General features: G+C 68.4%; 25 protein-coding genes. 16 read left to right on the top strand and 9 right to left on the bottom strand.

Annotated elements, in window-relative coordinates:
• The first annotated feature begins 27 nt into the window (after positions 1-27).
• A complete protein-coding gene (locus FZP69_RS19440; protein WP_192918659.1) occupies positions 28-690 on the top strand; it encodes a HalOD1 output domain-containing protein in 663 nt (220 codons plus the stop codon).
• Positions 691-1,025: 335 nt separating this feature from the next.
• Here the strand turns inward: FZP69_RS19440 and FZP69_RS19435 are convergent, their stop codons facing one another.
• The 3 genes from FZP69_RS19435 to FZP69_RS19425 all read right to left on the bottom strand — a co-directional run bounded on the left by FZP69_RS19435 (position 1,026) and on the right by FZP69_RS19425 (position 2,586).
• Positions 1,026-1,682, bottom strand: coding sequence for an HAD family hydrolase (locus tag FZP69_RS19435; RefSeq protein ID WP_152043011.1), 657 nt, complete (start codon positions 1,680-1,682; stop codon positions 1,026-1,028).
• Positions 1,683-1,840: 158 nt separating this feature from the next.
• Positions 1,841-2,206, bottom strand: coding sequence for an LWR-salt protein (lwrS, locus tag FZP69_RS19430; RefSeq protein ID WP_152043010.1), 366 nt, complete (start codon positions 2,204-2,206; stop codon positions 1,841-1,843).
• Positions 2,207-2,310: 104 nt separating this feature from the next.
• Positions 2,311-2,586 (bottom strand): 4a-hydroxytetrahydrobiopterin dehydratase, encoded by a 276-nt coding sequence (locus tag FZP69_RS19425; protein WP_152043009.1) that lies wholly within the window; start codon positions 2,584-2,586, stop codon positions 2,311-2,313.
• Between the two features lie 254 nt (positions 2,587-2,840).
• On the opposite strand from FZP69_RS19425, the gene serA reads away from it, so the two are divergent.
• Positions 2,841-4,436, top strand: coding sequence for a phosphoglycerate dehydrogenase (serA, locus tag FZP69_RS19420; RefSeq protein WP_152043008.1), 1,596 nt, complete (start codon positions 2,841-2,843; stop codon positions 4,434-4,436).
• A gap of 44 nt (positions 4,437-4,480) precedes the next feature.
• On the opposite strand, the gene FZP69_RS19415 is transcribed toward serA, so the two are convergent.
• Both FZP69_RS19415 and FZP69_RS19410 read right to left on the bottom strand, forming a co-directional pair.
• The gene (locus tag FZP69_RS19415; RefSeq protein ID WP_152043007.1) at positions 4,481-4,690 is read right to left on the bottom strand and encodes a hypothetical protein; all 210 of its coding nucleotides are present in this window, start codon (positions 4,688-4,690) and stop codon (positions 4,481-4,483) included.
• Between the two features lie 270 nt (positions 4,691-4,960).
• On the bottom strand, positions 4,961-6,085 hold the full coding sequence (locus FZP69_RS19410; RefSeq protein WP_152043006.1) for an ORC1-type DNA replication protein: 1,125 nt from the start codon (positions 6,083-6,085) through the stop codon (positions 4,961-4,963).
• 212 nt (positions 6,086-6,297) lie between these two features.
• On the opposite strand from FZP69_RS19410, the gene FZP69_RS19405 reads away from it, so the two are divergent.
• From FZP69_RS19405 to FZP69_RS19385, 5 genes are all read left to right on the top strand, one after another.
• The gene (locus FZP69_RS19405; RefSeq protein WP_152043005.1) at positions 6,298-7,614 is read left to right on the top strand and encodes a hypothetical protein; all 1,317 of its coding nucleotides are present in this window, start codon (positions 6,298-6,300) and stop codon (positions 7,612-7,614) included.
• 98 nt (positions 7,615-7,712) lie between these two features.
• Positions 7,713-8,072 carry an ArsR/SmtB family transcription factor gene (locus FZP69_RS19400; RefSeq protein ID WP_152043004.1) on the top strand — a complete coding sequence of 120 codons (360 nt, stop codon included), beginning with the start codon at positions 7,713-7,715 and terminating at the stop codon, positions 8,070-8,072.
• Position 8,073: 1 nt separating this feature from the next.
• Complete coding sequence (locus FZP69_RS19395; RefSeq protein ID WP_152043003.1) at positions 8,074-8,406, top strand: DUF7521 family protein; 333 nt, start codon at positions 8,074-8,076, stop codon at positions 8,404-8,406.
• Positions 8,403-8,738: an ArsR/SmtB family transcription factor gene (locus FZP69_RS19390; protein ID WP_152043002.1), complete on the top strand. Its 336-nt coding sequence runs from the start codon at positions 8,403-8,405 to the stop codon at positions 8,736-8,738. The genes FZP69_RS19395 and FZP69_RS19390 overlap by 4 nt, the downstream gene beginning before the upstream one ends.
• Before the next feature lie 229 nt (positions 8,739-8,967).
• On the top strand, positions 8,968-9,378 hold the full coding sequence (locus tag FZP69_RS19385) for a CBS domain-containing protein (protein ID WP_192918658.1): 411 nt from the start codon (positions 8,968-8,970) through the stop codon (positions 9,376-9,378).
• 66 nt (positions 9,379-9,444) lie between these two features.
• Here FZP69_RS19385 and FZP69_RS19380 read toward each other — a convergent pair whose 3' ends face one another.
• Positions 9,445-11,415 (bottom strand): MutS-related protein, encoded by a 1,971-nt coding sequence (locus FZP69_RS19380; protein WP_152043000.1) that lies wholly within the window; start codon positions 11,413-11,415, stop codon positions 9,445-9,447.
• Positions 11,416-11,686: 271 nt separating this feature from the next.
• Between FZP69_RS19380 and larE the strand changes: the two genes are divergently transcribed.
• Positions 11,687-12,568 (top strand): ATP-dependent sacrificial sulfur transferase LarE, encoded by an 882-nt coding sequence (gene larE, locus FZP69_RS19375; RefSeq protein ID WP_152042999.1) that lies wholly within the window; start codon positions 11,687-11,689, stop codon positions 12,566-12,568.
• A gap of 41 nt (positions 12,569-12,609) precedes the next feature.
• On the opposite strand, the gene FZP69_RS19370 is transcribed toward larE, so the two are convergent.
• On the bottom strand, positions 12,610-13,254 hold the full coding sequence (locus FZP69_RS19370) for a histidine phosphatase family protein (protein ID WP_152042998.1): 645 nt from the start codon (positions 13,252-13,254) through the stop codon (positions 12,610-12,612).
• 104 nt (positions 13,255-13,358) lie between these two features.
• Here FZP69_RS19370 and FZP69_RS19365 point away from each other — a divergent pair, with 104 nt between their 5' ends.
• Positions 13,359-13,838 carry an SRPBCC domain-containing protein gene (locus FZP69_RS19365; protein WP_152042997.1) on the top strand — a complete coding sequence of 160 codons (480 nt, stop codon included), beginning with the start codon at positions 13,359-13,361 and terminating at the stop codon, positions 13,836-13,838.
• A gap of 236 nt (positions 13,839-14,074) precedes the next feature.
• On the opposite strand, the gene FZP69_RS19360 is transcribed toward FZP69_RS19365, so the two are convergent.
• Positions 14,075-15,400 carry a twin-arginine translocase subunit TatC gene (locus tag FZP69_RS19360; RefSeq protein ID WP_449329028.1) on the bottom strand — a complete coding sequence of 442 codons (1,326 nt, stop codon included), beginning with the start codon at positions 15,398-15,400 and terminating at the stop codon, positions 14,075-14,077.
• A 434-nt stretch (positions 15,401-15,834) separates the two neighbouring features.
• On the opposite strand from FZP69_RS19360, the gene tatC reads away from it, so the two are divergent.
• The 4 genes from tatC (at position 15,835) to FZP69_RS19340 (ending at position 19,300) form a co-directional block, all read left to right on the top strand.
• Complete coding sequence (tatC, locus tag FZP69_RS19355; protein WP_152042995.1) at positions 15,835-18,003, top strand: twin-arginine translocase subunit TatC; 2,169 nt, start codon at positions 15,835-15,837, stop codon at positions 18,001-18,003.
• Between the two features lie 95 nt (positions 18,004-18,098).
• Positions 18,099-18,272 carry a ribbon-helix-helix domain-containing protein gene (locus FZP69_RS19350; protein ID WP_152042994.1) on the top strand — a complete coding sequence of 58 codons (174 nt, stop codon included), beginning with the start codon at positions 18,099-18,101 and terminating at the stop codon, positions 18,270-18,272.
• Positions 18,265-18,975 (top strand): queuosine precursor transporter, encoded by a 711-nt coding sequence (locus tag FZP69_RS19345; RefSeq protein WP_152042993.1) that lies wholly within the window; start codon positions 18,265-18,267, stop codon positions 18,973-18,975. The genes FZP69_RS19350 and FZP69_RS19345 overlap by 8 nt, the downstream gene beginning before the upstream one ends.
• 100 nt (positions 18,976-19,075) lie before the next feature.
• Positions 19,076-19,300, top strand: a complete 225-nt coding sequence (locus tag FZP69_RS19340; protein ID WP_152042992.1) for a hypothetical protein — start codon at positions 19,076-19,078, stop codon at positions 19,298-19,300.
• Here the strand turns inward: FZP69_RS19340 and FZP69_RS19335 are convergent.
• On the bottom strand, positions 19,297-20,073 hold the full coding sequence (locus FZP69_RS19335) for a 23S rRNA (uridine(2552)-2'-O)-methyltransferase (protein ID WP_152042991.1): 777 nt from the start codon (positions 20,071-20,073) through the stop codon (positions 19,297-19,299). The genes FZP69_RS19340 and FZP69_RS19335 overlap by 4 nt on opposite strands.
• Positions 20,074-20,469: 396 nt before the next feature.
• Between FZP69_RS19335 and pcn the strand changes: the two genes are divergently transcribed.
• The 3 genes from pcn to FZP69_RS19320 all read left to right on the top strand — a co-directional run bounded on the left by pcn (position 20,470) and on the right by FZP69_RS19320 (position 22,116).
• Entirely contained in the window at positions 20,470-21,225 is a 756-nt protein-coding gene (gene pcn / locus FZP69_RS19330) for a proliferating cell nuclear antigen (pcna) (protein ID WP_152042990.1), read from the top strand.
• A 100-nt stretch (positions 21,226-21,325) separates the two neighbouring features.
• Positions 21,326-21,547 (top strand): UPF0175 family protein, encoded by a 222-nt coding sequence (locus FZP69_RS19325; protein WP_152042989.1) that lies wholly within the window; start codon positions 21,326-21,328, stop codon positions 21,545-21,547.
• Positions 21,544-22,116 carry a hypothetical protein gene (locus FZP69_RS19320; protein ID WP_152042988.1) on the top strand — a complete coding sequence of 191 codons (573 nt, stop codon included), beginning with the start codon at positions 21,544-21,546 and terminating at the stop codon, positions 22,114-22,116. The genes FZP69_RS19325 and FZP69_RS19320 overlap by 4 nt, the downstream gene beginning before the upstream one ends.
• The last annotated feature ends 6 nt before the right edge of the window (positions 22,117-22,122 follow it).

The following is a 22,122-nucleotide window of genomic DNA, read 5'->3' as shown; positions in this document are numbered from 1 at the left end:
ATGTACTACTTCGCCATACGACGTATCATGTCCGGACACGTCTCAGTGCTGCACGTCGACGACGAACCCGACGTGCTGGACCTGTCGAAACAGCTCTTCGACCGCACGGATTCCAGCCTCTCGATGGTCACCGCCGGGAGCGGACCGGACGGGCTGGAGGCGCTCCAGACGCACGACGTCGACTGCATCGTCTCCGACTCCGTCCGGATGCCCGACGGCCAGTCGTTCATCGAGGCCGCCAGCCGGGAGACCGACGCCCCGATCGTCCTCTTCACCGCGAAGGAGTGGCGCGACGTCGCCGACGACGCTCTCGCGGCGGACGTCTCCGAGTACGTCCGCAAGGCCGACCCGTCGGATTACCGGTCGGTCCTCCGTCACGTGCTCCGACTCGCCGCCGACGACGCCCGCACGAGCGACGAAAACCGACACCTCATCGGTCGCCACGACTTCTCCTCGCACGCCGAACTCGGCGTCTCGATCGTCGAGGCGGTCGAACGCTTCGTCGACACCGACGCGACCGAACTCGACCCGCTGTACGACGCCGTCGACGCCGACGCGCTCGAGCGTCTGCTCGCACCGTCGGCGCGGAGCCGGACGACGGAGGACGTCGAGGTCCACTTCTCGTACGCGGACCTCGATCTGACCGTCACCGCCAGCGGCAGTATCACGGTCTCCGCCGTCCCGAGCTGAGTCGTCCACGCATCGACCGACTCCGGCCTCCCCGGTCCGTCGCGATCGCTCGCTCCGTCCACGCGACCCACGCTGTCGACACCGTCTGCTCCGTCCGTTCCGTCTGTTCGATCCTCTCCGTCCTCTCTGTCTCTTTCGTCCGTCACGGTACCCCGTTACTTGTTGACGCGTCACTCGCGGATTCCGCGGTCGCTGCCGCGTCCGCGTCATTGTAGTTATCTGCTCGTTCGCCGGCTCTCCCGACGCACGTCGACCGCGAGAACGGTAGCAGTCGCGGTCGCGGAGTCGGTCCGGGTGAGTCTCGTCCGCGAACCGGGCAGGTCCAGGCGAGTTCGTCAGGTCGAGGTCGTCCGATCCAGTTCGTCGAACGATTCGACGCGGTAGTCGGCGAGCACGCAGTGGCCGCGCCGGTCGGGTTCGTGTCGCTCGACGTGGATCCCGTCCAGCCCGGCGTTCCACGCCGCGCCGATGTCGCTCGCGCCGTCGCCGGCGAGGATCCCGTGTTCACCGTCCGTGACCTCGAGCTGGGCCAGCGTGTGTTCGATGGGTGCCGGGTCGGGCTTCCAGCCGAGCTCCTCGGTACAGCAGACGACGGTGTCGAACCAGTCGCGGATGTCGAGGCGGTCGATGACGGGCTCCGCGAGGAACCGCTGACAGTGTGTGACGACCCCGATCGGCGCGCCCGTCCGGTGGATGTCGCGGACGAGGTCGACGGCGTCGTCGTGGAGGTACGTCACCTCGGCGCGGGCCAGCGGGTCCTCCTCGTCGTGGAAGACGGGCCAGAACTCGGCGGGGTCGATGCCCCACGCCCGCAACTGCGGGTCGCGAGCGCCGTTGAGTCCGTGCCAGATGACCTCCGCCTCCCGGTCCGTGAACTCACGGCCGAGACGGGCGCCGACGCGGTCGAACACCTCGCGCGTGTACGCCCAGTCGGCGTCGACGAGCGTCCCGTCGAGGTCGAACAGCCAGACGTCGTACTCCTCGACCACCATACGGATTATCCGCTACGATGTGGATGGGTAAGTCCCTTGTGTCCCGGTTCTCTCGGGTGAGAACGGTCCTCGCCTGACGGCGCAGCACGTCCTTCGATCCGCGCCCCCCGACCCTCGACGCCGCGTGTCGTCCCGGTGCGAGCGAGGGCCCTCGCCCGCTACTCACGGACGCGAACGGACGACCCGAGGTGGTTGTGCCGGACCTCCCGCGCGGACGCCGCGTTGTACCGGTCGACCTCGCTCGCGACGGCGTCGGTCCACGCGTCGAGGTACGCCTCGTCCACCACGAGTTCGCTGAACCGGACCGACACGACCGCGACGCCGAGCCACCCCTCGACCACCTCCCGGAACCGCCGCTCGTCGGTCAGGTCGCCGTGCCAGAGCCACTCCTCGAAGAAGCGCCAGCCGTCGTCGCCGGGGTCGGCGGCGGGGTATCGTACGACCGTCTCGAACGTGTCCGGATCGGTCTCGACCGTGCTCGACGTCAGGCGAAACTGTACGCGGAAGACGTAGTGTCCGTCCATTCGTCGTCTCCACTCCGTCCGTCACCGGTCGATCCGCTCTTCCCGTCCGGTCGGTTCGTTCCTCCGGTCCGGTCGGTTCGCGCCGCCGACCTCTCCTCGTTCGCTCACCGTTCGTCGTCGAAGAGGTTCGCCAGCCGGATGTCCTTGTCCGTGATGCCGCCCTCCTCGTGGCTCGTCAGGCGGACCTCGACGGTCTCGTAGCCGATGACGATCTCGGGGTGGTGGAACTCCTCCTCCGCGACCTCGCCGACCAGGGTCGCGAACTCGACTCCGGCGAGGTAGTCGTCGAACCCGTACGTCCGGACGATCTCGTCTCCCTCGCGCTCCCACCCTTGCGGGAGCCGCTCGTCGACCTCGTCGTCGGAGAGCAGTTCGGCCATACCCATGGCGTGGCGGCCTGTTCTGTTAACTGTTCGGTCTCTCGTCGTCGCACGTCGGACGGGACGACCGACGACCGGGGAGTGTCTCCGTCGCAGACGATGCGCTCCGCCGCAGACGATGTACCCTGCCGCAGACGCTGCTGTGCGATTCCGCGGACATGACGGCCCGAACGTGACCAGTGTGAACACACCTATTACCACGGTGTCCGGCCGCTGAAGAAACGCTTAAACACGCGCCAGAGAACCCTACGCCTATGAAGGTACTCGTCACGGATCCCATCGCGGACGCGGGCTTGCGACAGTTGCGCGACGCCGGCCACGAGGTCGTCACCGACTACGACGTCGAGGGTGACGCGCTCCTCGACGCGGTCGCGGACGTCCACGCGCTCGTCGTGCGCTCGGGGACCGACGTGACCCGTGAGGTGTTCGAGGCGGCTCCCGACCTGGTCATCGTCGGTCGCGCGGGGATCGGCGTCGACAACATCGACATCGACGCCGCGACCGACCACGGCGTCGTCGTCGCCAACGCCCCCGAGGGGAACGTCCGGGCCGCGGCCGAGCACACGGTCGCGATGGCTTTCGCGACCGCGCGCTCGATCCCCCAGGCACACGCCCGACTCCGTGCGGGCGAGTGGGCCAAGGGTGAGTACCTCGGCACCGAACTCAACGGCAAGGTCCTCGGCATCGTCGGGCTCGGCCGTGTCGGGCAGGAGGTCGCCAAACGGCTCGACTCGCTCGGGATGGAACTCGTCGCGTACGACCCCTACATCGGCGAGGAGCGCGCCGAACGGCTGGGTGCCGAACTCGTGCCGTTCGAGGAGTGTCTCGACCGCGCCGACTTCCTCACCGTCCACACCCCGCTCACTCCGGAGACGGAGGGGCTCATCTCGACCGACGAGCTGGAACTGATGGGCGGCGGCTACCTCGTCAACTGCGCCCGCGGCGGCGTCGTCGACGAGGCGGCGCTGGCGGCGGCCGTCGAGGACGGGACGCTCGACGGGGCCGCGATCGACGTCTTCGAGTCGGAGCCCGTCTCGCCCGACAGCCCGCTGCTCGCCGTCGAGGACATCGTCGTCACGCCGCACCTCGGCGCGTCGACCGAGGCGGCACAGGAGAACGTCGCCACCAGCATCGCCGACCAGGTGATGGCGGCGTTCGCCGACGAGCCCGTCGTGAACGCGCTGAACGCGCCGTCGGTGGATCGGAGCGCGTTCCCCCGGATCCGCCCGTACATCGACCTGGCCGAGACGGCGGGCAAGGTCGCCGCGCAGGTGTTCGACCAGCGCATCTCGGAGGTCGAGGTCCGCTACCAGGGCGAGATCGCCGAGGAGGACGTCGAACTCGTCACCGCGTCGGCGCTCAAGGGCGTCTTCACGCCGCTCGAGTGGCAGGTCAACGCGGTCAACGCGCCGAAGATCGCCGAGGAACGCGGCATCGAGGTGGTCGAGACCAAGAGCCGGCAGTCGGAGGACTTCCAGAGCCTCGTCACGGTTTCCGTCAAGAACGACGACGACTCGCTCTCCGTCTGCGGCACGCTCTTCGCCGGCGAGGATCCGCGCATCGTCCGCCTCGACGGCTACCGCGTCGACGCGATCCCGCACGGCCGGATGCTCGTCGCTCGCAACTACGACCGCCCGGGCGTCATCGGCTTCATCGGGACGGTGCTCGGCGACAACGACATCAACATCGCGGGGATGTTCAACGCCCGTCGCGCCCCCGGCGACGACGCCGCACTCACCGTCTACAACCTCGACGATCCCGTCCCCGAGTCGGTCCGCGACCAGTTGCTGGCCGACGAACGACTCACCGAGGTCAAGTACATCACCCTCGACAACGGCGACGAGGAGTAGCCAGGCCGTCGCCGACGGTGGTGACGTGCGGGGATCGTGGGCCGCTACCGACAGCCGGGCTTCAGTTTCGACTTCACCTTCCCTTTCGCGGTTCCGGCGATGAAGCCCGAGGCACCCCCGAAGCCGGCACCGATCCCCGCGCCGACCGGGCCGAGCGGTGACCCGACGAGCGCGCCGATGGTGGCACCGGTCGCGGCGCCTTTCGTCGCCTCTCTGCGTTCCGTACACGACTTCGACCCGAGCGGACAGGGCATACCCGGGGGTCAGGAGTGGATCGACAAGAGTGTACGGGCCGATGACTCCCGACTCCGGCTCGCTCGCGTTCTCCGTCGTCCCCGTCGAGCGTCGGATCGGACTGCCGGTCACACCGGCTCCCCGGTGTCGTCGACCGCCGGCCCTGCGGCTCTCGTCGACGACCACGGTGTCGTCGCGACGGCGTTCGTGGTGGGGGTGGCTGACGGGCGGCGGCCGGTCCTCTGGGTCCATCCGAACACCGAGCGTCCGGGCCCGGACGCAACGACGGTTCAGAGACGCTCTTTCACCGCGTCGGCGTCGTACTCGAGCGTGAGCGACCGTGACCGGCCACGCCCCTCGACGTCGGCGTACTCGGCGTCGATGAGTCCGAGCTGGTCGAGTTTGTTGACGATCTCGGAGTAGCGGGTGTAGCCGAGGTCGGTCTGCTCGTGGAAGGCCTCGTACACCGCCCCGGCCTGCTCGCCCGAGTGGTCGGCGATGACGCGGACGAGCGCCCGCTCCGAGTCGGAGAGTCCGCGGAGCGACCGCGAGAGGTGGACGTACTTCGACTTGTCGTACGCCGTCTCGATGTCCTCGCGTTCGATAGTCCGGGAGGCGCGCATCTCGGCGTGGAGACCAGCCCGCCGGAGCAGGTCGATCCCCACCCGGAGGTCGCCGCTCTCGGCCGTGAGTTCGGCCACCCGGTCCAGCCCGACAGTGTCGAGGACGCCGTCGTGGAAGCCCCGTTTGACGCGCTCGCCGAGGATGTCGACGATCTCCGGCTGGTCGTACCGGGGGAAGAACACCTCCTCGGGGCGGAACACCGACTGGACCCGGCCGTCGAGTTCGTCGATCACGTCGAGCGAGAGGTCCGACGAGATGACGATGACGCCGATGCGGGCGCCGGCGTGGGTCTCGTGCGCCCGCAACAGCGAGTAGAGTACGTCGGATGCCTCGTTCTCGTAGAAGAGGTAGTTCACGTCGTCGAGCGCGACCACGAGCACCTCCTCCTCCTCGACGAGGCGGTCGGTGATCTGCGAGAAGAGCTTCTTGAACGAGATTCCCGAGGAGGGAGGCTCGTACTCGAAGATGTCCTCGAACACTCGCGAGAAGACCGCGTATCGTGTCGAGTTCATCTGGCAGTTGACGTGGACCACGCGCACGCTCGACTGGCCGCGGAGTTCGCCGAAGAGCTTCTGGACCGCGGTGGTCTTGCCCGTCCCCGGGGGCCCCCGGACGATCGTGTTCAGCGGACGGGAGCCCCGCACCGCGGGCCGGAGCGCGTACTTCAGAGTCTCCAGTTGCGTCTCGCGGTGGTCGAACGTCTCCGGGACGTAGTCGATCTCGAAGACGTGCTCGTCGCGGAACACCGTCTCGTCCCACGACAGCATCCCCTCCTCGGGGTCGTCCCTCATCACTTTCACCAGGCTCCGGTGACTACTTAATCGTTTGCCACGGCGTGACAGTGGTCGGCGTCTCCTGCGGGTCGTTCTGTTCGTGAGTGGAGCGCTCGTCCCACCGGCCCACGCCTCGGGCCGACCTCTCACAAAAATCTTTCTCCGATCCGCGCCGCCACGCAGGTCGTCACCCACGCTGATACGGATGGCGACAGGAGTACGAACCGACGATGGTTCCCGACACACCCTCCACCGGCGACGCCACGCGCCGCGCGTTCCTCCGCGGCGGTGCGGGACTGCTGACGGGCGGTCTCGCGGTGTTCGCCGGCTGTACTTCGGCCCTCCCGCCGCTCGGCGCGCGACAGCGCTTCGGGCGCGTGAACGCACCGCCTGCCGAGGACCCGATCTACCGCCGCTGGCTCCCCGCACCCGCGGCGCTCGACGGGTTCGACAGCCGACATTACCGGGTTCTCCTCAGACACCCGACCGCGCTCGACTACCCCGCCCCGGTCCGCTTCACCACGCCCCGAAAACGACTCCTCGCCGAACTCGACTCCTTCGGCGTCGCGTACGCGACCTACGACCGGCTGATTCGGACCCCGTTCGGCACCGTGCTCCAGGGTGGGTTCGACCCGGCGGCGGTCGCCTCGACGCTCGCGGCGAGCGGCTACCGGCGCGACGGCTCGTACGCGGGGGGCGACGTGTTCACCCGGTCCGACGTCCGGCGACGGGCGGTGGTGACCGACGACGCGGTCGTCTGGTCGAGCCGTCGCGTCCACGAGCGGCCGAACGTCGAGGCGCTCGTCGACGCCCGTGACGGGCGACGCCCCCGGTACCACGAGGAGAGCGAACCGTTCGGGCGGGTCACCGACGCCGTCGGCGAGAGCCGGATGGTCGAGTACGTTCCGCCGACCGACGAGCGGACGTGGGCGAGTTGCGAGGGGTTCCGCTTCGACGGCGACACCGCCTACCACGTTCGGACGTTTCTCTACCCCGAGGGCGAGACGCCACCCGAGGACGAGCTCCGGCGACGGAGTAAGACCGGCACGGTGCTCACCCGGGAGGTGGAGAACACCGACTTCCGGGTCGACGGCCGACTCGTCACGGTCGAGGGACGGATCCCACCCGCGGCGGGCATCCCCCCGTCCACCGTCGACCCACCGTACCCGCCGCTGATCACCTGGGGATACACCCGCGACGGGAACACGCTCCGCATCCGGCACGAGGCTGGCGAGTCGGTTCCGGCCGACGCCCTCCACCTCCAGTTCGACGTCGACGGCGTGGGCGAGCAGTGGGCCGAGGCCGTCCGCCGTCCGCTCCCGACGGAGGCGGAGCGACTCGGTCCCGGCGACGTGGTGTCCGTCGACGTGAGCGACCGACCCGAGGTGGCAGTCGTCCACTCCGACGACGTCGATCCCGACGCCGCGAACCCGTACACGGCGGGCGACTATCGTCGGGCGACTCGGGTCGACGTCGCGTTCGCGCCCGGGTCGTCGTCGACGCTCGGGCGAACGCTGTTCAGTGTCGTGCTGGAGGGCGAGCCGTGACGACTTCCTCCGCACCCGCCGTCGGTGTGGTGCGAAACTCGACGCCGGCGACCTGCGGGGGGTGGTCCCCGTCGGCGGGCGATTTATTTCGCCGTGCGATGAGCGATGCACCCGTGGCGGAGGAGCCCGACCTCGCGACCGTCGTCGACCTCCTCGAGGACGAACACGTCCGGACGATGCTGGTCGCGACGAGCGCCGAACCGCTGTCGGCGGCGGAGCTCGCGGAGCGGTGCGGCGTGTCGGACTCCGCGATCTACCGCCGGACCGACCGACTCGTCGCAGCTGACCTGCTCCGCGAGCGGACGCGCCCCCGGAGCGACGGCCACCACGACACGGTGTACGTGGCGGCCATCGAACGGTTCGAGCTCTCGATCCGCGACGGCGACCTCACGTGGACGGTCGACCGGGCCGAGACGGACGTCGCCGACGAACTGACGCGGCTCTGGGGGAAGTTCTGAGATGCTCGGCACCCAGTCGCTCGTCGGGCTGTTCGCAGGAGGCGCGGCGACCGGCTCCGCCGTCGTCGGCCTCTACATCGGCTACCAGGCCTACCGCGGGCTCCGCCGCAACGACGAGCCGGCGATGCGGTACCTCTCGCTCGGGATGATCCTCCTGTTCGGGGTCACCTACCTGCTGGCCATCGTCGGCCAGGGGATGATCGCGTTCCACGTCGTCTCGCTGTCGTTCCAGAGCGTGTTCCGGCTCCTCGTCAGACTGCTCCAGCTCGCCGGACTGTCGCTCATCGCCTACTCGCTCCAGGTGGCTCGGCGGGGGCGTGCCAGTAACTCATGAGCCGTGGGCCCCCGCTTCGATCGTCCGTCGACAGCGAACCGGACGAACGCGTCTGTCCCATCGAGGAGGCAGGTCCCGTCTTCGAGGCGCTCACCTCCGAGACGGCACGGACGGTACTTCGGCGGCTTCACCGGTCACCGGCCCCTGCCTCGGAGGTCGTGGAGGCCGTCGGGACGTCGATACAGAACGCGACCTACCACCTCGACCGACTCGAAGCGGTCGGCCTCGTCGATCGCGTGGAGACGTGGTACTCGGCGAACGGTCGAGAGATGGACGTCTACGCGCCCGTCCCCGTCACTGTCGTCTGCGCTCCGGACGCGACCGACGACTGACGGACTACGCCAGGACGCGACGGCGACGGCGAGATACCGAGACGCCACCGCTCGTCCGGTCGGCACGACGATCACGGTACCCACACGGCGGCGCTCGCCCGACACCGTTCGGATCGGTGGAAAACGACAGATGAGCACCTTTCGATCGTATTCGAGTACGTGCGAGGACACAGCACTCGAAACATGTCGCTGCCGACAGCTATTACGGGCTCGGATCCAAGGTCGTCGTATGGACCTAGACGGAACCCCCGTCGCCCGACTCATGACGACCGGCGTCTTCACCGTGACACCGGACACGTCCGTCACCGCCGCCGCCGAAACGCTCCTTCTGGAGGAGATCGGGTCGCTGGTCGTCGTCGACGAGGAGGGACGGCCAGTGGGAATGCTGACGAACACCGACCTGGTCGGCATCGTCTCGGCAGGTGAACTGGACGGCGAGGCGACCGTCGAACAGTACATGTCCGATCGGATCGTCACGATCGGCGAGCGGAACTCGATTCGCGACGCAGCCGCCAAGATGATCACCAACGGTATCCACCATCTCCCGGTCACCGACGACGAGGGGGGGATCGTCGGGATCCTCTCGACGATGGATCTCACGGCCCACCTGTCGTACACGACTGGTACAGAAACGGAGTAGCCGCGGTGGATCGGGGCGTCTCGTCGTCGCCGAGACGCGCGGCCGTCACCGACGAGTGCGGTCGGCTCAGAACTTCTCCAGCAGCCGCGCGTAGAAGCCGGTGTCGTCGTCGCCGGCGAGTTTCTCGACGATCAGCTCCGGCGTCGACCGGGCGAGGTGGCCCTTCACGGGCGAGCGGTTCACAGCGAGGTCGCCGTCGACGAGACCGACGGCCTCGATCCCGTCGACGGCGACCTCGAACCCCGCGGCGTCGCGGATCTCGCCCGCGAGGTGGGAGACGAACACCGCGGTCGCGTCCTGGGCGTGAAGCGCCTCGAGGATGCCGGCGACGATCTTCGCCGACGCGCCGGGCTCCGTGATCGACTCGAGCTCGTCGACGAGCACTAGCCGATCCGCGGCCCCGTCGACGACGCCCGCGAAGTCGCGCAGCGTCGACTCGAACGCGCCGGCGTCGAGTGTGCCCTGTGACTTGGCGTAGTAGTGCAACTCGGAGAAGCGGCGCAGCCGAACCCGTTCGGCCGGGACGGGAAAGCCCATCTGCGCGAGGACGACGACCAGCGCGACCAGATCGAGCGTCGAGGTCTTGCCGCCGGAGTTCACCCCCGACAGCAGCGTCACCCCCTCGACCGCGTAGTCGACGGGGTCGACCTCGGCGACGGGGACGTCCAACAGTGGAGAACGACCGCCCTCGATCGCGAACCCCTCGCCGCCGAACTCGGGGACGGTGCAGTCGAAGTCGCGGGCGAACCGTGAGATCGCGAGCTCGACGTCGAGTTCGAGCGCGTCTCGCACGAGGATCTCGACCGGCTCGCGGAGCGCCGCCAGCTCCGACGCGAGCTCCCGCTTCAGCCGCTCGGCCCGCTGGTCGCGTGCGGCCGTCAACTCCGTCCGGAGCCGCGACACCGCGTCCTCGCGACGGTCGACCGGAAACGTCGGGTCGCCACCGAACGTGCGCCGGGCGAGTTCGGCCTCGTTCGGCGTCAGCGCGAGCGCGTCGACGAGGTGGTCGCGCGCGGCCGCGACGCTCTCGTCGTACTCGTCGGCCAGTTCGCGCGCGAGCAGCGAATCAATCCGGGCACCCTGTTCGACGAGGGAGAGGAAGTCGGTCCCCTCGATGGTGACGTCGCGCTCGCGGATCGCGTCGCGGAGGCGGTCGTTGGCGACCGACTCCGCGGTGGAGACGGCGGCGTCGAGGTCGTCGACGGCACGGACGAGTCGATCGAGGTCGGCGTCGCCGACGGGGGTCCCGTCGTCGTCGAGCCGCGAGAGCGCGTCGCGGAGCGCATCGAGGTCGCAGGGGGGCTCCTCGCCCGCGGCCTCGTGGACGTCTCCCGCGGCCAGCACGGACGGGCGGTTGGCCGCGAAGAACGCGAGCACCCGTTCGGGGACGACCTCGTCGGGGTGTTCGAACGCGTCGGGTCGGACGCGGACGTCGCCCGTGACGTCGACGCCGGCGAACGCCTGGTCGAGCGCGACGACCGTCGAGTACGACCGGGCGAGCTCGGCCAGCCCACGCGCATCGTCGACGACCTCGACGGAGAGCTCCGGGAACGCCTCCTTCGCGTCGGCGTACGTCTCGGCGTCGGCGGTCGCGAGACACCGCTCGCGGACGCGGACGGTCGTCGGCGACCGGAGCGGGCGCACGCCGGCGAGCGCGTCGATCACGGCCTCGTCGGGAACGCGCTCGACCGCGTGGTCGACGACCGTCCGCACCTCTTCGATCCGCGACGCGGTAGCGGTCGGGAAGAACGTCTCGACCCGCTTCTCGGCGTAGCTGGTCACCGTCCGATCCTTGACGAGCGCGAGGACGTCCCGGTAGACCTCCTGGGCGCGAGCGGTCGCGAGGAACCCACCGTCGTCGCCGTGGTCGTGGCGGATGGCGGCCCGGGCGATGCTGGCGGCACGCCCCTCGGAGATGCCGGGCGCTCCCGCGAGGGTGGCGACGTCGCCGGCACGGAGCGCGCCCTCGGGGTCGTCGAGTTCGGCCAGCGCGGCTGCCGTCTTCTCGCCGATCCCCGAGATGGCCGTCAGGTCCATTCGGATGTGGCTATCGCCCCGGTCGACAAAACCTTGCGGGTCGTTGGATTTCACCTGCGACGGTGGGTGATGGACCGCGTCGGAGCCACCGTGACGTTCGAGATACGAACGCCGACGACCACGCTGCCATCCCTCCGGATCGCGGAAACGCGACGTCGCCGTTTCCGCCGGACGATCCAGTGTGGACCACTACGACGCCCTGTCGTCTCCCCGAACCGGGATCGGGCGGTGAGTCGCGCCGTTTTTGACCCTCGACCCGGTATGGAGTGGCATGACGACGGCCACGACGACAGAGAAGGCCGACTCGGTGCGGGATGCCCTCGCCGAACGGGAGGGTGTCCTGATCGCGTTCTCGGGCGGTGTCGACTCCAGCGTCGTCGCCGCGCTCGCGTACGACGCGCTCGGCGACGATGCCGTCGCGTGCACCGCGAAGAGCGAGACGCTCCCGGACGCGGAACTCGACGAAGCGCGGCGAGTGGCCGACGAGATCGGGATCCGTCACGAGGTCGTGGAGTTCTCCGAACTCGACAACCCCGACTTCGTGAAGAACGACGGCGACCGCTGTTACCACTGTCGGACGATGCGTCTCGGCCGGATGTACGATGTCGCCCGCGACCTCGGCATCGAGACGGTGTGCGACGGGACGAACGCCTCCGATCCCGGCGAGGGTCACAGACCGGGACTCCGCGCGGTCGAGGAACTCGAGGTGTTCTCCCCGCTTCTCACCCACGGGATCGACAAGGCCGAAGTGCGCCAGCTCGCCGAGACGTACGGCCTCTCGGTCGCGGACAAGCCCGCGATGGCCTGTCTCTCCTCGCGCATCCCCACCGGGCTCGAAGTCACCGAGGAACGGCTCAGCCGCGTCGAACGTGCCGAGTCGCTCCTGCGCGAGTGGGGTTTCACCCAGTTCCGCGTCCGCGATCACGACGGGATCGCCCGGATCGAGGTCGGGCCCGACGAACTGGAGTGGGCGCTCGACCCCGAGTTCGCCCGCGCGGCCAACGAACACCTCGCGGACATCGGCTTCGATCACGTCACGCTCGACCTCGCCGGCTACCGCACGGGTAGCGTGAGTCCCGCTGCCGCCGAGGACGAGACCGACGAGCCGCTTGTCGAAGACGTGTTCGCGCAGGATTACCCCCTCGGGGAGTAGACGGGCAGCGCAGGTCGACTCGCGCTCGCGACGGTTGTGGACTACGCGACCGTCTCCGAGTCGACGCTGAGCGAGTCAGAGAGGTGGTCCGTGTCGTTCTGGCGGACGACGCGCGGTTCCGAAGCGTGGATTTCGTTCAGCGCGCAGTTGTTCTGGTCGATCTCCAGAATCGAGTCGACGATGTCGTACCCCTGTAGTGAGCCGAGCACCAGCCGGATCGGCCCACCGTGAGCGACGACGACGGTCGTCTCCCCGGTTTCGAGAGTGGCGTGGAGTTGTCTCCAGCCGGCGAGGACGCGCTCACGCGCGTCGACGATCGACTCGCCGCTGTCCGGACAGGCTGTCGCCGCGGCTGCGCCCGACTGTGAGAGCGCGTACTCCGGGTGCTCGTCGAACAGTTCGGGAACGGAGAGACCCTGCAGACACCCGAAATCGCGCTCGCGCCACGCCGAATCGGTCTCTACGTCGAGCCCCGTCTCTCTCGCGACGTACCGTGCGGTTTCCTGTGCCCGCCGGAGATCGGACGAAACGACCCTGTCGACCTCGTGGTCCGACGCGAGGTGTATCCCGAGCGCCGCTGCCTGCTCGTGACCGCGCTCCGTGAGTGGAGTCGGTGCCCACCCCTGGACTCGTCCGTCTCGATTCCACGTCGTCTCGCCGTGGCGGGCGAGGAGTACCGTCGCCATGGCCACGCTACACGACGCCAGTGGATGAGCGTTTCCGTCCCCGTCCGAGCCCACACTCCGTCACGGACGGCACGTTCACGTGCTGAGAAGACGATATCCTTCCCATGGAACTCACGACACACGTCGAGATCGACGCGTCTCCCGACCGGGTGTGGGACGTCCTCACTGACTTCGACCGTTACCACGAGTGGAACCCGTTCCTGGCCGTGGCAGGCCGCGCTACCGAGGGTGCCCGACTCCACGTCGCACTGTCGCCGCCGGGTGCTCCCACGACGCGGTTCCGGCCGACGGTTACGCGGGTCGACCCCTCCCGCGAGCTCCGCTGGCTCGGTCACCTCTGGACGACGGGACTGTTCGACGGCGAGCACCGGTTCGTCCTCACCCCGCTCGACGGCGATACCCGGACGTCGGTAACCCACGCGGAGTCGATGTCGGGCGTCCTCCTCCCGATCGTCTGGCGGTTCGTCGGCGACGCGACCGAGCGGGGGTTCGAGGCGATGAACCTGGCACTGAAACGACGTGTCGAGTCGACGGACAACGGAGCGAGAGGAGATACGAGGCCGCATCCCCGACCGACGCGCTGAGCCATCGGCTCACGGACTGTCCAACCGACCGGCTCACGACTGTCCAGCGTGCGAACAGGCGCCACGCTTCCCTTCCACGGCGCGGTGTGCCGCACACTCGCGTCCACCCCGTGGCGACGGTCAGGTCACGGGACGCGGTGGCCGCGGATTCGTAGGTAAACCTTCGTTCGCGGCGAACGGAGCGCGGCGACGGTACCGGCTCCCCACGACCCACCCGGCATCACCGGTGACTCGCGTCAGCGGCCGGTCCACTTCAGCAGCAGGAGCGTCCCCTCGAACAGTACGATCATCGTCGCGGCGATGATGATCGGCGCCATCCCGGTCGGGTCCGGCGAGACGAGGAAGGAGACGCCGAGGAAGCCACCCCAGAACAGCAGCCGTTTCTCGGTGAGCCACGTCCGGGTGACGAGTCCCATCATGATCGCGAGCATGATGAACAGGGGAATCTGGAAGACGAGCGCCATGTACCCCATCAGCACGAGGATGAGGCCGAACGTCTCCTTGAGACCGAACGCGATGACGGCGGTGCCGATGGTGTACGACGTGAAGTACGCGAAGATGGCCGGGAGGACGACGAAGTGTGCGAACCCGACGCCGACGAACGCGAGGACGAGGCTCGTGGGGACGGCCGCGAGGTAGTACTTCCGCTCTTTCGGGTAGAGTCCGGGACGCATGAATCGGTACGTCTGGTAGACGAAGACGGGGAGGCCGACGACGAAGCCGGCGAGTCCGGCGACCTTCAGCTCCGTCAGGATGAGTTCGAGCGGTCCGTACAGCCGTGGCCGGCGGGATTCGATCGTCGTCGCTCCCGGGATGTGGGTGTTCCAGAGGAAGTTGACGAGGTCGTCGGCGATCGGGAAGACGACGACGGCGACCACGCCGGCGAGGAGGAACACGATGCCGAGACGGCGAACCATCTCCTCGATGTGGTCGGCCAGCGGCATCTCGACGTCCGACTCGGGGCCGTCGAAGAAGTCGTCGTCCTCGTCGTCGGCGAGAGTCGGGTCGTAGGTCGGTGCCTCCTCGGCCATCTCCGCGCTCGTCGCCGGGGCGTCGCGGGCGTCTTCGGCGGGTCGTTCGTCGAGCTCCGGGGATTCGAGGACGCTCGCTCCCGATTCGGACGCGGCAGTCGTCGTCTCGGCGTCGGTGCCGGTTTCGACCGTTTCGGTGTCGTCGTCCCCTGGTGAGGCGACCACGTCGGCGCTGGATTCCGCGTCGGGTTCGCCGTCCACGGCCTCGTCGGTCTCGCTGCCGTCCGACTCCAGATCCTCGAACTCGAAGTCGAAGCCGGCCGGGTCGTCGTCGACGGGGTCCGCGTCGTCAGCGTCGCGGCTGTCGGTTCCTGCCTCGTCCGCTTCGGTGCTCTCGTCGATCCGACTGTCGTCGCCCGCGTCGGCCTCGGTCTCACCGTCGGTCGACTGCGGCGGCTCGAACGTGAAGCCGCCCGTGTCGCCGGTGTCGTCACTTTCGGCGTCGTCGGTGTCGTCAGTCACGACTGGCGGTGTCGGCTTCGGCGTCCCGTCCTCTTCCCGCTCATCGGCCGCGAACGTGGTCCAGTCGATCTCGTCGCCGTCCGCGCTCGTCTCGCTGCCCGGGACCGTCTCCGCGTCCGCCCCGGTATCCGCATCTGTGACTGTCTCGTCGTCGACGGCTGTCTCCGATGTCGGCTCGGTCGACTCGTCGTCAGCGGTCGCGTCGTCCTCGAGTGTACTGTCGTCGGTGTCGTCGTCAGCAGTCCCGTCGCCCTTGACGTCGTCGTCAGTGTCGTCGCCGGACCCGGCATCCGACGACGGATCGGTCGGAGCCGCGGCTGTGGACTCGGAGTCGGCGTCCGCCGTCGAGTCCGTCTCGTCGGATCGCGACCCGCGCGGCTCCGGATCGTCGCCCATTGACTCGGTGTAGGCCACCCGGCGGTTATAGGCCTTTTTGCATCGGCTCGGCGCACCGGTCGTCACGATGAAAAAGGTTGATAACGACCAACTGACTCTCCTCACGTATGTCTAGCGCGCTCGACGAGGACACCCGCCGGACCCTCGATCGGGGTCGGGAGACGGCAGGGGCGATGCTGCGGGCGGCGCAGAAGGACCTGCAGAAGGTGTTCATCGTCTTCCTCGTCGGTTTCCTGGGGACGTTCTACGCGCTCCGGCTGTACATCTGGGACTTCTTCAAGGGCGTCACCGAGGCGAAGATGAACGCGCTCACGGCCGAGAGCGTCGAGATCATCGCCCAGACGCCGTTCGACGTCATCCTCCTGCAGGCGAAGATCGGGCTCGTCGTCGGGGTCATCTTCGCCGTCCCGCCGTTCCTCTACTTCTCCCGTGACGCCCTCAGGGCACGCGATCTCTGGCCCTCCTCGCCCGTTCCGGTGTGGAAACTCGTCGTCCTCCTCCTCGCGATGACCGTGCTGTTCATGCTCGGCGTCGCCTACGGCTACCTCGTCTTCTTCCCCTTCACGTTCGCGTTCCTCGCGAACAACGCGATCTCGGCGGGGTTCGCGCCGACGTACTCCATCGTCAAGTGGGCACAGTTCATCTTCCTGCTCACCATCTCGTTCGGCTTCGCCACCCAACTCCCGCTGGTGATGACGGCCCTGTCGTACACGGAGATCGTCCCGTACGAGACCTTCAAGGAGAAGTGGCGCCACGCCATCGCCGGCATCTTCCTCGCCGGCGCGCTGTTCACCCCGCCCGACCCGTTCACACAGGTGCTGTGGGCGACGCCCGTCATCGTGCTGTACGGGTTCTCGCTGTATCTCGCCCGGGTCGTCACGACCGCCCGCCGCGGCTCCGACCGTCTCGACCTCCCCCGCACGCTCCGCACCCGCTGGAACCTCCTCGCGGGCGCGGCGGTCCTCGGCGGCCTCGCGCTCTACGCGTTCTTCTCGTACGGCGGTGTTCCCCTGGCCAACGACCTCCTCGCGTCGGCGGGGTCGGACTACCGCGCCATCACCCCGGGTCGGACGCTCCTGTTCGTCTACGTCGCCGCGGCCGGTCTCACCGGTGGAGTGCTCGCCGCCATGTACGTGGTGTACGTCGACATCGTCGCGCTCGCCGGGAGCGCCACGCCGGGCACCGTCGGCGATCCCGCCGACATCGACCTCCGCGAATTGGACGCGATGGGCGTCCGGGCAGCCCCGCCGGAGGCGTTCGCCGAGCTGGAAGAACAGGAGGCGCTCCGGCTGTCGAGCGAGGCGATGGAAGCCGGTGACAAGGAGAAGGCGCGCGCGATCCTCGACCGGTTCGACGCCGCCGAGGCCGAGCGGGAGGCCCGGGCACACGAAGACGGGGAGGAGCCGGACCCCGTCGAGGACGTCACCGACCGCACCGAACGGGCGACGGGGACCTTCCTCTCGGAACTCACCGAGGGGGAGAAAGACGAGGACGACGTCGGCGGCTACTACGACGAGATCGCGTTCGTCGTCGACTCCGTCACCTCGAAGTCGTTCCGGATCGCCGCCGTCTTCGGGATCACGCTCGCGTCGGTGTTCGGCTGGCTCTACACGGGCGGCATCGGCGAGGTCTTCGAACAGTTCCTCTCGCAGCTCCCCGCGCAGGTGACGCCGGACCAGGACATCACCGTCGTCGCCCTCCACCCGATGGAGGCGCTCATCTTCGAGGTGAAGTTCTCGACGCTGATCGCGGCGCTGGTGACGCTCCCCGTGATCGCGTACTACGCGTGGCCCGCCCTCCGCGAGCGAAACGTGGTCCGCCACCGCCGTCGGGCGGTGTTCGGCTGGGCGGGGGCGCTCACCGCCGGACTGCTGGGCGGGTTCGCCCTCGGCTACGGCTACGTCGCTCCTACGATCATCTCGTTCCTCGTCGCCGACGCCGTCCAGTCGAACATGATCATCGCCTACCGCATCACCAACTTCTTCTGGCTCATCTTCTTCACGACGGCCGGGATCGGTCTGCTCGCCGACGTCCCCGTCCTGATGGTGCTGTTGAACACCGCGGGTGTGAGCTACCGCACGATGCGGAGTCGGTGGCGCGAGGTGACGGTCGGTATCCTCTCCTTCGCCGCGCTGTTCACCCCCGCGGACGTCATCACGATGTTCCTCGTCACCGTGCCGCTGATGGCCGCCTACGGTGCCGGCCTCGGGATCCTGTACGTGATCACGCTCGGCGGTCGTCGCAACCTCGCGAAGCCACGGACTGCGGAGGCGTGAACCGTCGCACCTCGGATCGGTCGCGTCGCTCCCCGTCCCCGATCGTCCCCGTCTCGCCTGAAAAGGCGTAAGTGCTCGGGTGAGAATCTCGGAATATGACCAAGATAAGTGTCGAAGTGCCCGACGAACTGCTCGCCGACCTGGACGAGCACGTGGGCGAGACGAAGAAGTTCGTCAACCGGTCGGACGCCATTCGCGCGTCGATCCGGAAGACGCTCGACCTGCTCGACGACATCGACGAGCGTCACGGCCGCCTCGAGGATGAGTAGACGCGACGTCGGCCGGATCGCCCTCGTCTCGCTGTTCGTCACCGCGCTCGTCACCGCCCAGCTGACCGCGTCGAAAGTGCTCGCCATCCCCTTGCCGCGGGCGCTCCCCGTCGTCGGCGCGACGGTGTTCCTCCCGGGGGCGGCGCTGGCGTACGCGCTCACGTTCTTCGCGTCGGACTGCTACGCCGAACTGTACGGCCGGCGCGAGACGCAGGTGCTCGTCAACGTCGGTTTCGGGATGAACTTCGTCCTCCTGGCGCTGGTGTGGAGCACCATCCTCGCGCCGGCGGCACCGACGAGCGTCGACCCCGGCCAGTTCGCCACCGTGCTCGGATCGAGCACGAACATCGTCCTCGGGAGCCTCCTGGCGTACGTCGTCAGCCAGAACTGGGACGTGCTCGTCTTCCACGCGCTTCGCGCTCGCACCGACGGGCGGCACCTCTGGCTCCGCAACATCGTCTCGACGGGCACGTCACAGGTGCTCGACACCGTCATCTTCGTCTCCGTCGCGTTCCTCGTCGCGCCGACGCTGCTCGGCACGGGCCAGCCGCTCCCGACCTCCGTCGTCGTCGCGCTCATCGTGGGGCAGTACCTCCTGAAACTGCTCATCGCGGTCGCCGACACCCCGTTCGTCTACGCGGTCGTCCGGACGATCGACGACGGCACGGGGTCCGAATCGACGAACGCCTGGACGGTCGACTGAGGCACAGTCGACGTAAAACCGAGCGACTGCGGCGCTCTGTCGCGTTCCTTCCGACGCAATCACCGCGCTAGTTTATGACCCGTGCTCGCGTAACCCACGCATGGCCGATCGCAGACGGATCCGTCTCTCCGAGGACGACGCGATGGAACGGGGAGTACGGTGTCCGAACTGCGGGACGTACACGTCGTTCACGGACATCCTCGCCACCGGTCAGTGTCGGGGCGTCCGGTCGAGCGAGTGCGAGACGCACCTGTGGCTCGACCTGGTGGTCGACTCCGACTCCGAGGGCGACCGCGAGATGGTCGACGTGGACGTCGACGACTAGTCCACCCGTTCGGCGAACCCGAACCGCGGCTTCACGTCGGTCACTCGGACCTGGACCGTCTCTCCCTCGGTCGCCCCGGCGACGAACAGCGTGAATCCCTCGACCTTCGCGATGCCGTCTCCTTCGCTCCCGACGTCCTCGATCTCGACCGCGAGCTCGTCACCCGCGCGGACGGGTGCGGTGATGCGATGCTTGCCGACGAGGTACAGCTCCGACGAACTGTCGCGCGAGGCGTCGGGATGGATCGAGCGGACGTACTGGAACTCGGCTTCCATGTCCTCCCGCAGCGCCGAGACGTCCGGTCCCTCGAACACCTTCACCGCGAGGTCGCCCCCCGTCGCGAGCACCTCGAGGGCGGTCTCGAACGCCTGCCGGGCGAGGTGGACCGAACGGGCGTGGTCCAGTGAGTACTCACCGGTCATGTTCGGTGCCATGTCGGAGACGACCACGTCGGCTCCCGCCTCGCCGACGAGTTCCGTGATGCGCGCACGCGTCTCCTCGTCGGTCATGTCCCCCCTCACGGTCTCGACGACGTCGTCGTCGCGATCCAGCGGTCTGATGCGCTGGAGGTCGACGCCGACCACTCTCCCACCGGGACCGACCGCCTCGGCGGCCACCTGGAGCCACCCACCCGGGGCGGCACCGAGGTCGACGACCGTGTTCCCGGGACCGAACAGCCCTGCGTCGTCGTCCAGCTGTTTGAGTTTGTACGCGGATCGGGCACGGTAGCCCTCCTGTTTGGCCCGGTTGTAGTACTCGTCTCGACCTGTCATGCGTACCTCACCGAATTCCCTGACGTGTTCCGCGCAGAGACCGCCGGCGAAATCGTGTTCATATCGTAGGAGACGCCGCCGACCCGGAAAGGGACATCGGATGGCGCTGACCGTGCCCGCTCACGGAACGCAGCCGAACCGGCTCTCTCCCGCGCGGTCGGGAGTGGTTCGGTACTCGTGGCGGGTCTACAGGCAGCCGACGGTAGTGTCGCTCTCGTACACGGTCACGTCACAGTCGGTCTCACCGCGGCGTACTCGTCGCTCTCGATGACCACAGAACGGGGCCACACGGATCGACCCGGGAGGCGTCGTTCGCCACCGGCGAGACGCGGCCACCGTGCGTGCGGGGACGTGAATCAGGAGTATTTTTAAGTCCGCTGTCGTACCTGAACCCACATGTTCAACGCCATCGTGAGCGCCGCGACGCTCCGGGACGCCCTCGACTCGGTGAGCGTCCTCGTCGAGGAGTGCAAGATCCGGTTGAACGACGACGGACTCGCTATTCGTGCGGTCGACCCCGCCAACGTGGGGATGGTCGATCTGCTCTTGGAGGCCGCAGCGTTCGAGTCGTACGAGGCCGACGGCGGCGTCATCGGCGTGAATCTCAAGCGGCTCGAAGAGATCGCGAAGATGGCGAACGCGGACGACCTGGTCCACCTCGAACTCAACGAGGAGACGCGGAAGCTCCACATCCAGATCGACACGTCCGACTCGCGCCTCTCGTACACGCTGGCGCTCATCGACCCCGACTCCATCAGGAAAGAGCCGGACATCCCCGACCTCGACCTTCCCGCCAGCATCGTCCTGGAGGGACAGCAGCTCGACCGTGGGATCAAGGCCGCGGACATGGTGTCGGACCACATCTCCCTCCGCGTCGACGAGGAGGAGAAGACGTTCCACATCGAGGCCGAGGGCGACACCGACGACGTCGACCTCACGCTCACGGAGAGCGACCTCATCTCTCTCGCCGCGGGACCGGCCAGCTCGCTGTTCTCCCTCGACTACCTGAAGGACATGAACAAGGCCATCCCGAAGGACGCGGAGGTGACGGTCGAGCTCGGCGAGGAGTTCCCCGTCAAGCTCCACTACCAGATCGCCGAGGGACAGGGACAGATCACCTACATGCTCGCCCCGCGTATCCAGAGCGACTGAGGCGCGCGGAGACGACCGCGCACGCTACGGCCCGCCGCACCCCGTCGCGCGGCGCTCCGAACCGTACTTTCAAGCTCGGGGCGCGTATACGCCTCAAAGAATGTCAGACTCGTTGTCGACGGAGACGGACGAGCGGCTCGCGGCTGCCGTCGGTCAGTACGCGCTGGGCGAGCTGACGATGGGGCAGGCGGCCGAACGGGCGGGGCTGTCCCGGTTCGAGATGCGGTCGACGCTCCGGGCGTCCAGTGTCGACCTCCGCGTCGGACCCGAAGACGAGGAGCGGGCCGCGGACGAACTCGACGTCGCCCGGGCGGTCAGATGAGCCCCACGTCGACACCCCGGTCGACCGACTCGTACGACCGGCTCTACCTCGATGCGACGGTTCTCACGACGCTCGCGAGCGTCGACCTCGTGGACGCCGCCCCGTCGACGGTCGACAACCCGCGGACCTCCTACGCGGTCCGGGCGGATCTCGACGCGAGTCTCGCGGCCGGAGACGACGCCGCGGGACGGGCGCTGGCGGCGCTGCGCGACCCTCTCGACTCCGACGCCGGGACGCCGGGGATCGCCGTCGCGGGCTCGCTCGTCCGCCAGCGGAAACCCGAACTGCTCGACCGTCTGTCGCTCGGTGAGGCCTCGGTGCTGTATCAGGCACTGGCTGCGGGCGTGCCGCTGGCGACGGACGACCGCGACGTCCGCCGCGTCGCCGACAGTTACGGGGTCCCCGTCACGGGCTCGCTCGGCCTCGTGGCACGCGCCGTCGAGCGCGAGGTGCTCTCGGTCGGGACGGCCGACGACGCCCTGGCGACGTGGCGGGACGAAGGCTACAGCGTCCCGGTCGACGGCGTCGAGGAGCTGCTCGGTCGCGACTCGGACGGCTCCGACGACTGAGCGATC

The sequence above is a fragment of the Salinigranum salinum genome, assembly GCF_009176545.1.
Taxonomy (GTDB): Archaea; Halobacteriota; Halobacteria; order Halobacteriales; family Haloferacaceae; genus Salinigranum; species Salinigranum salinum.
This window is presented reverse-complemented; position numbering and strand designations above follow the sequence as displayed.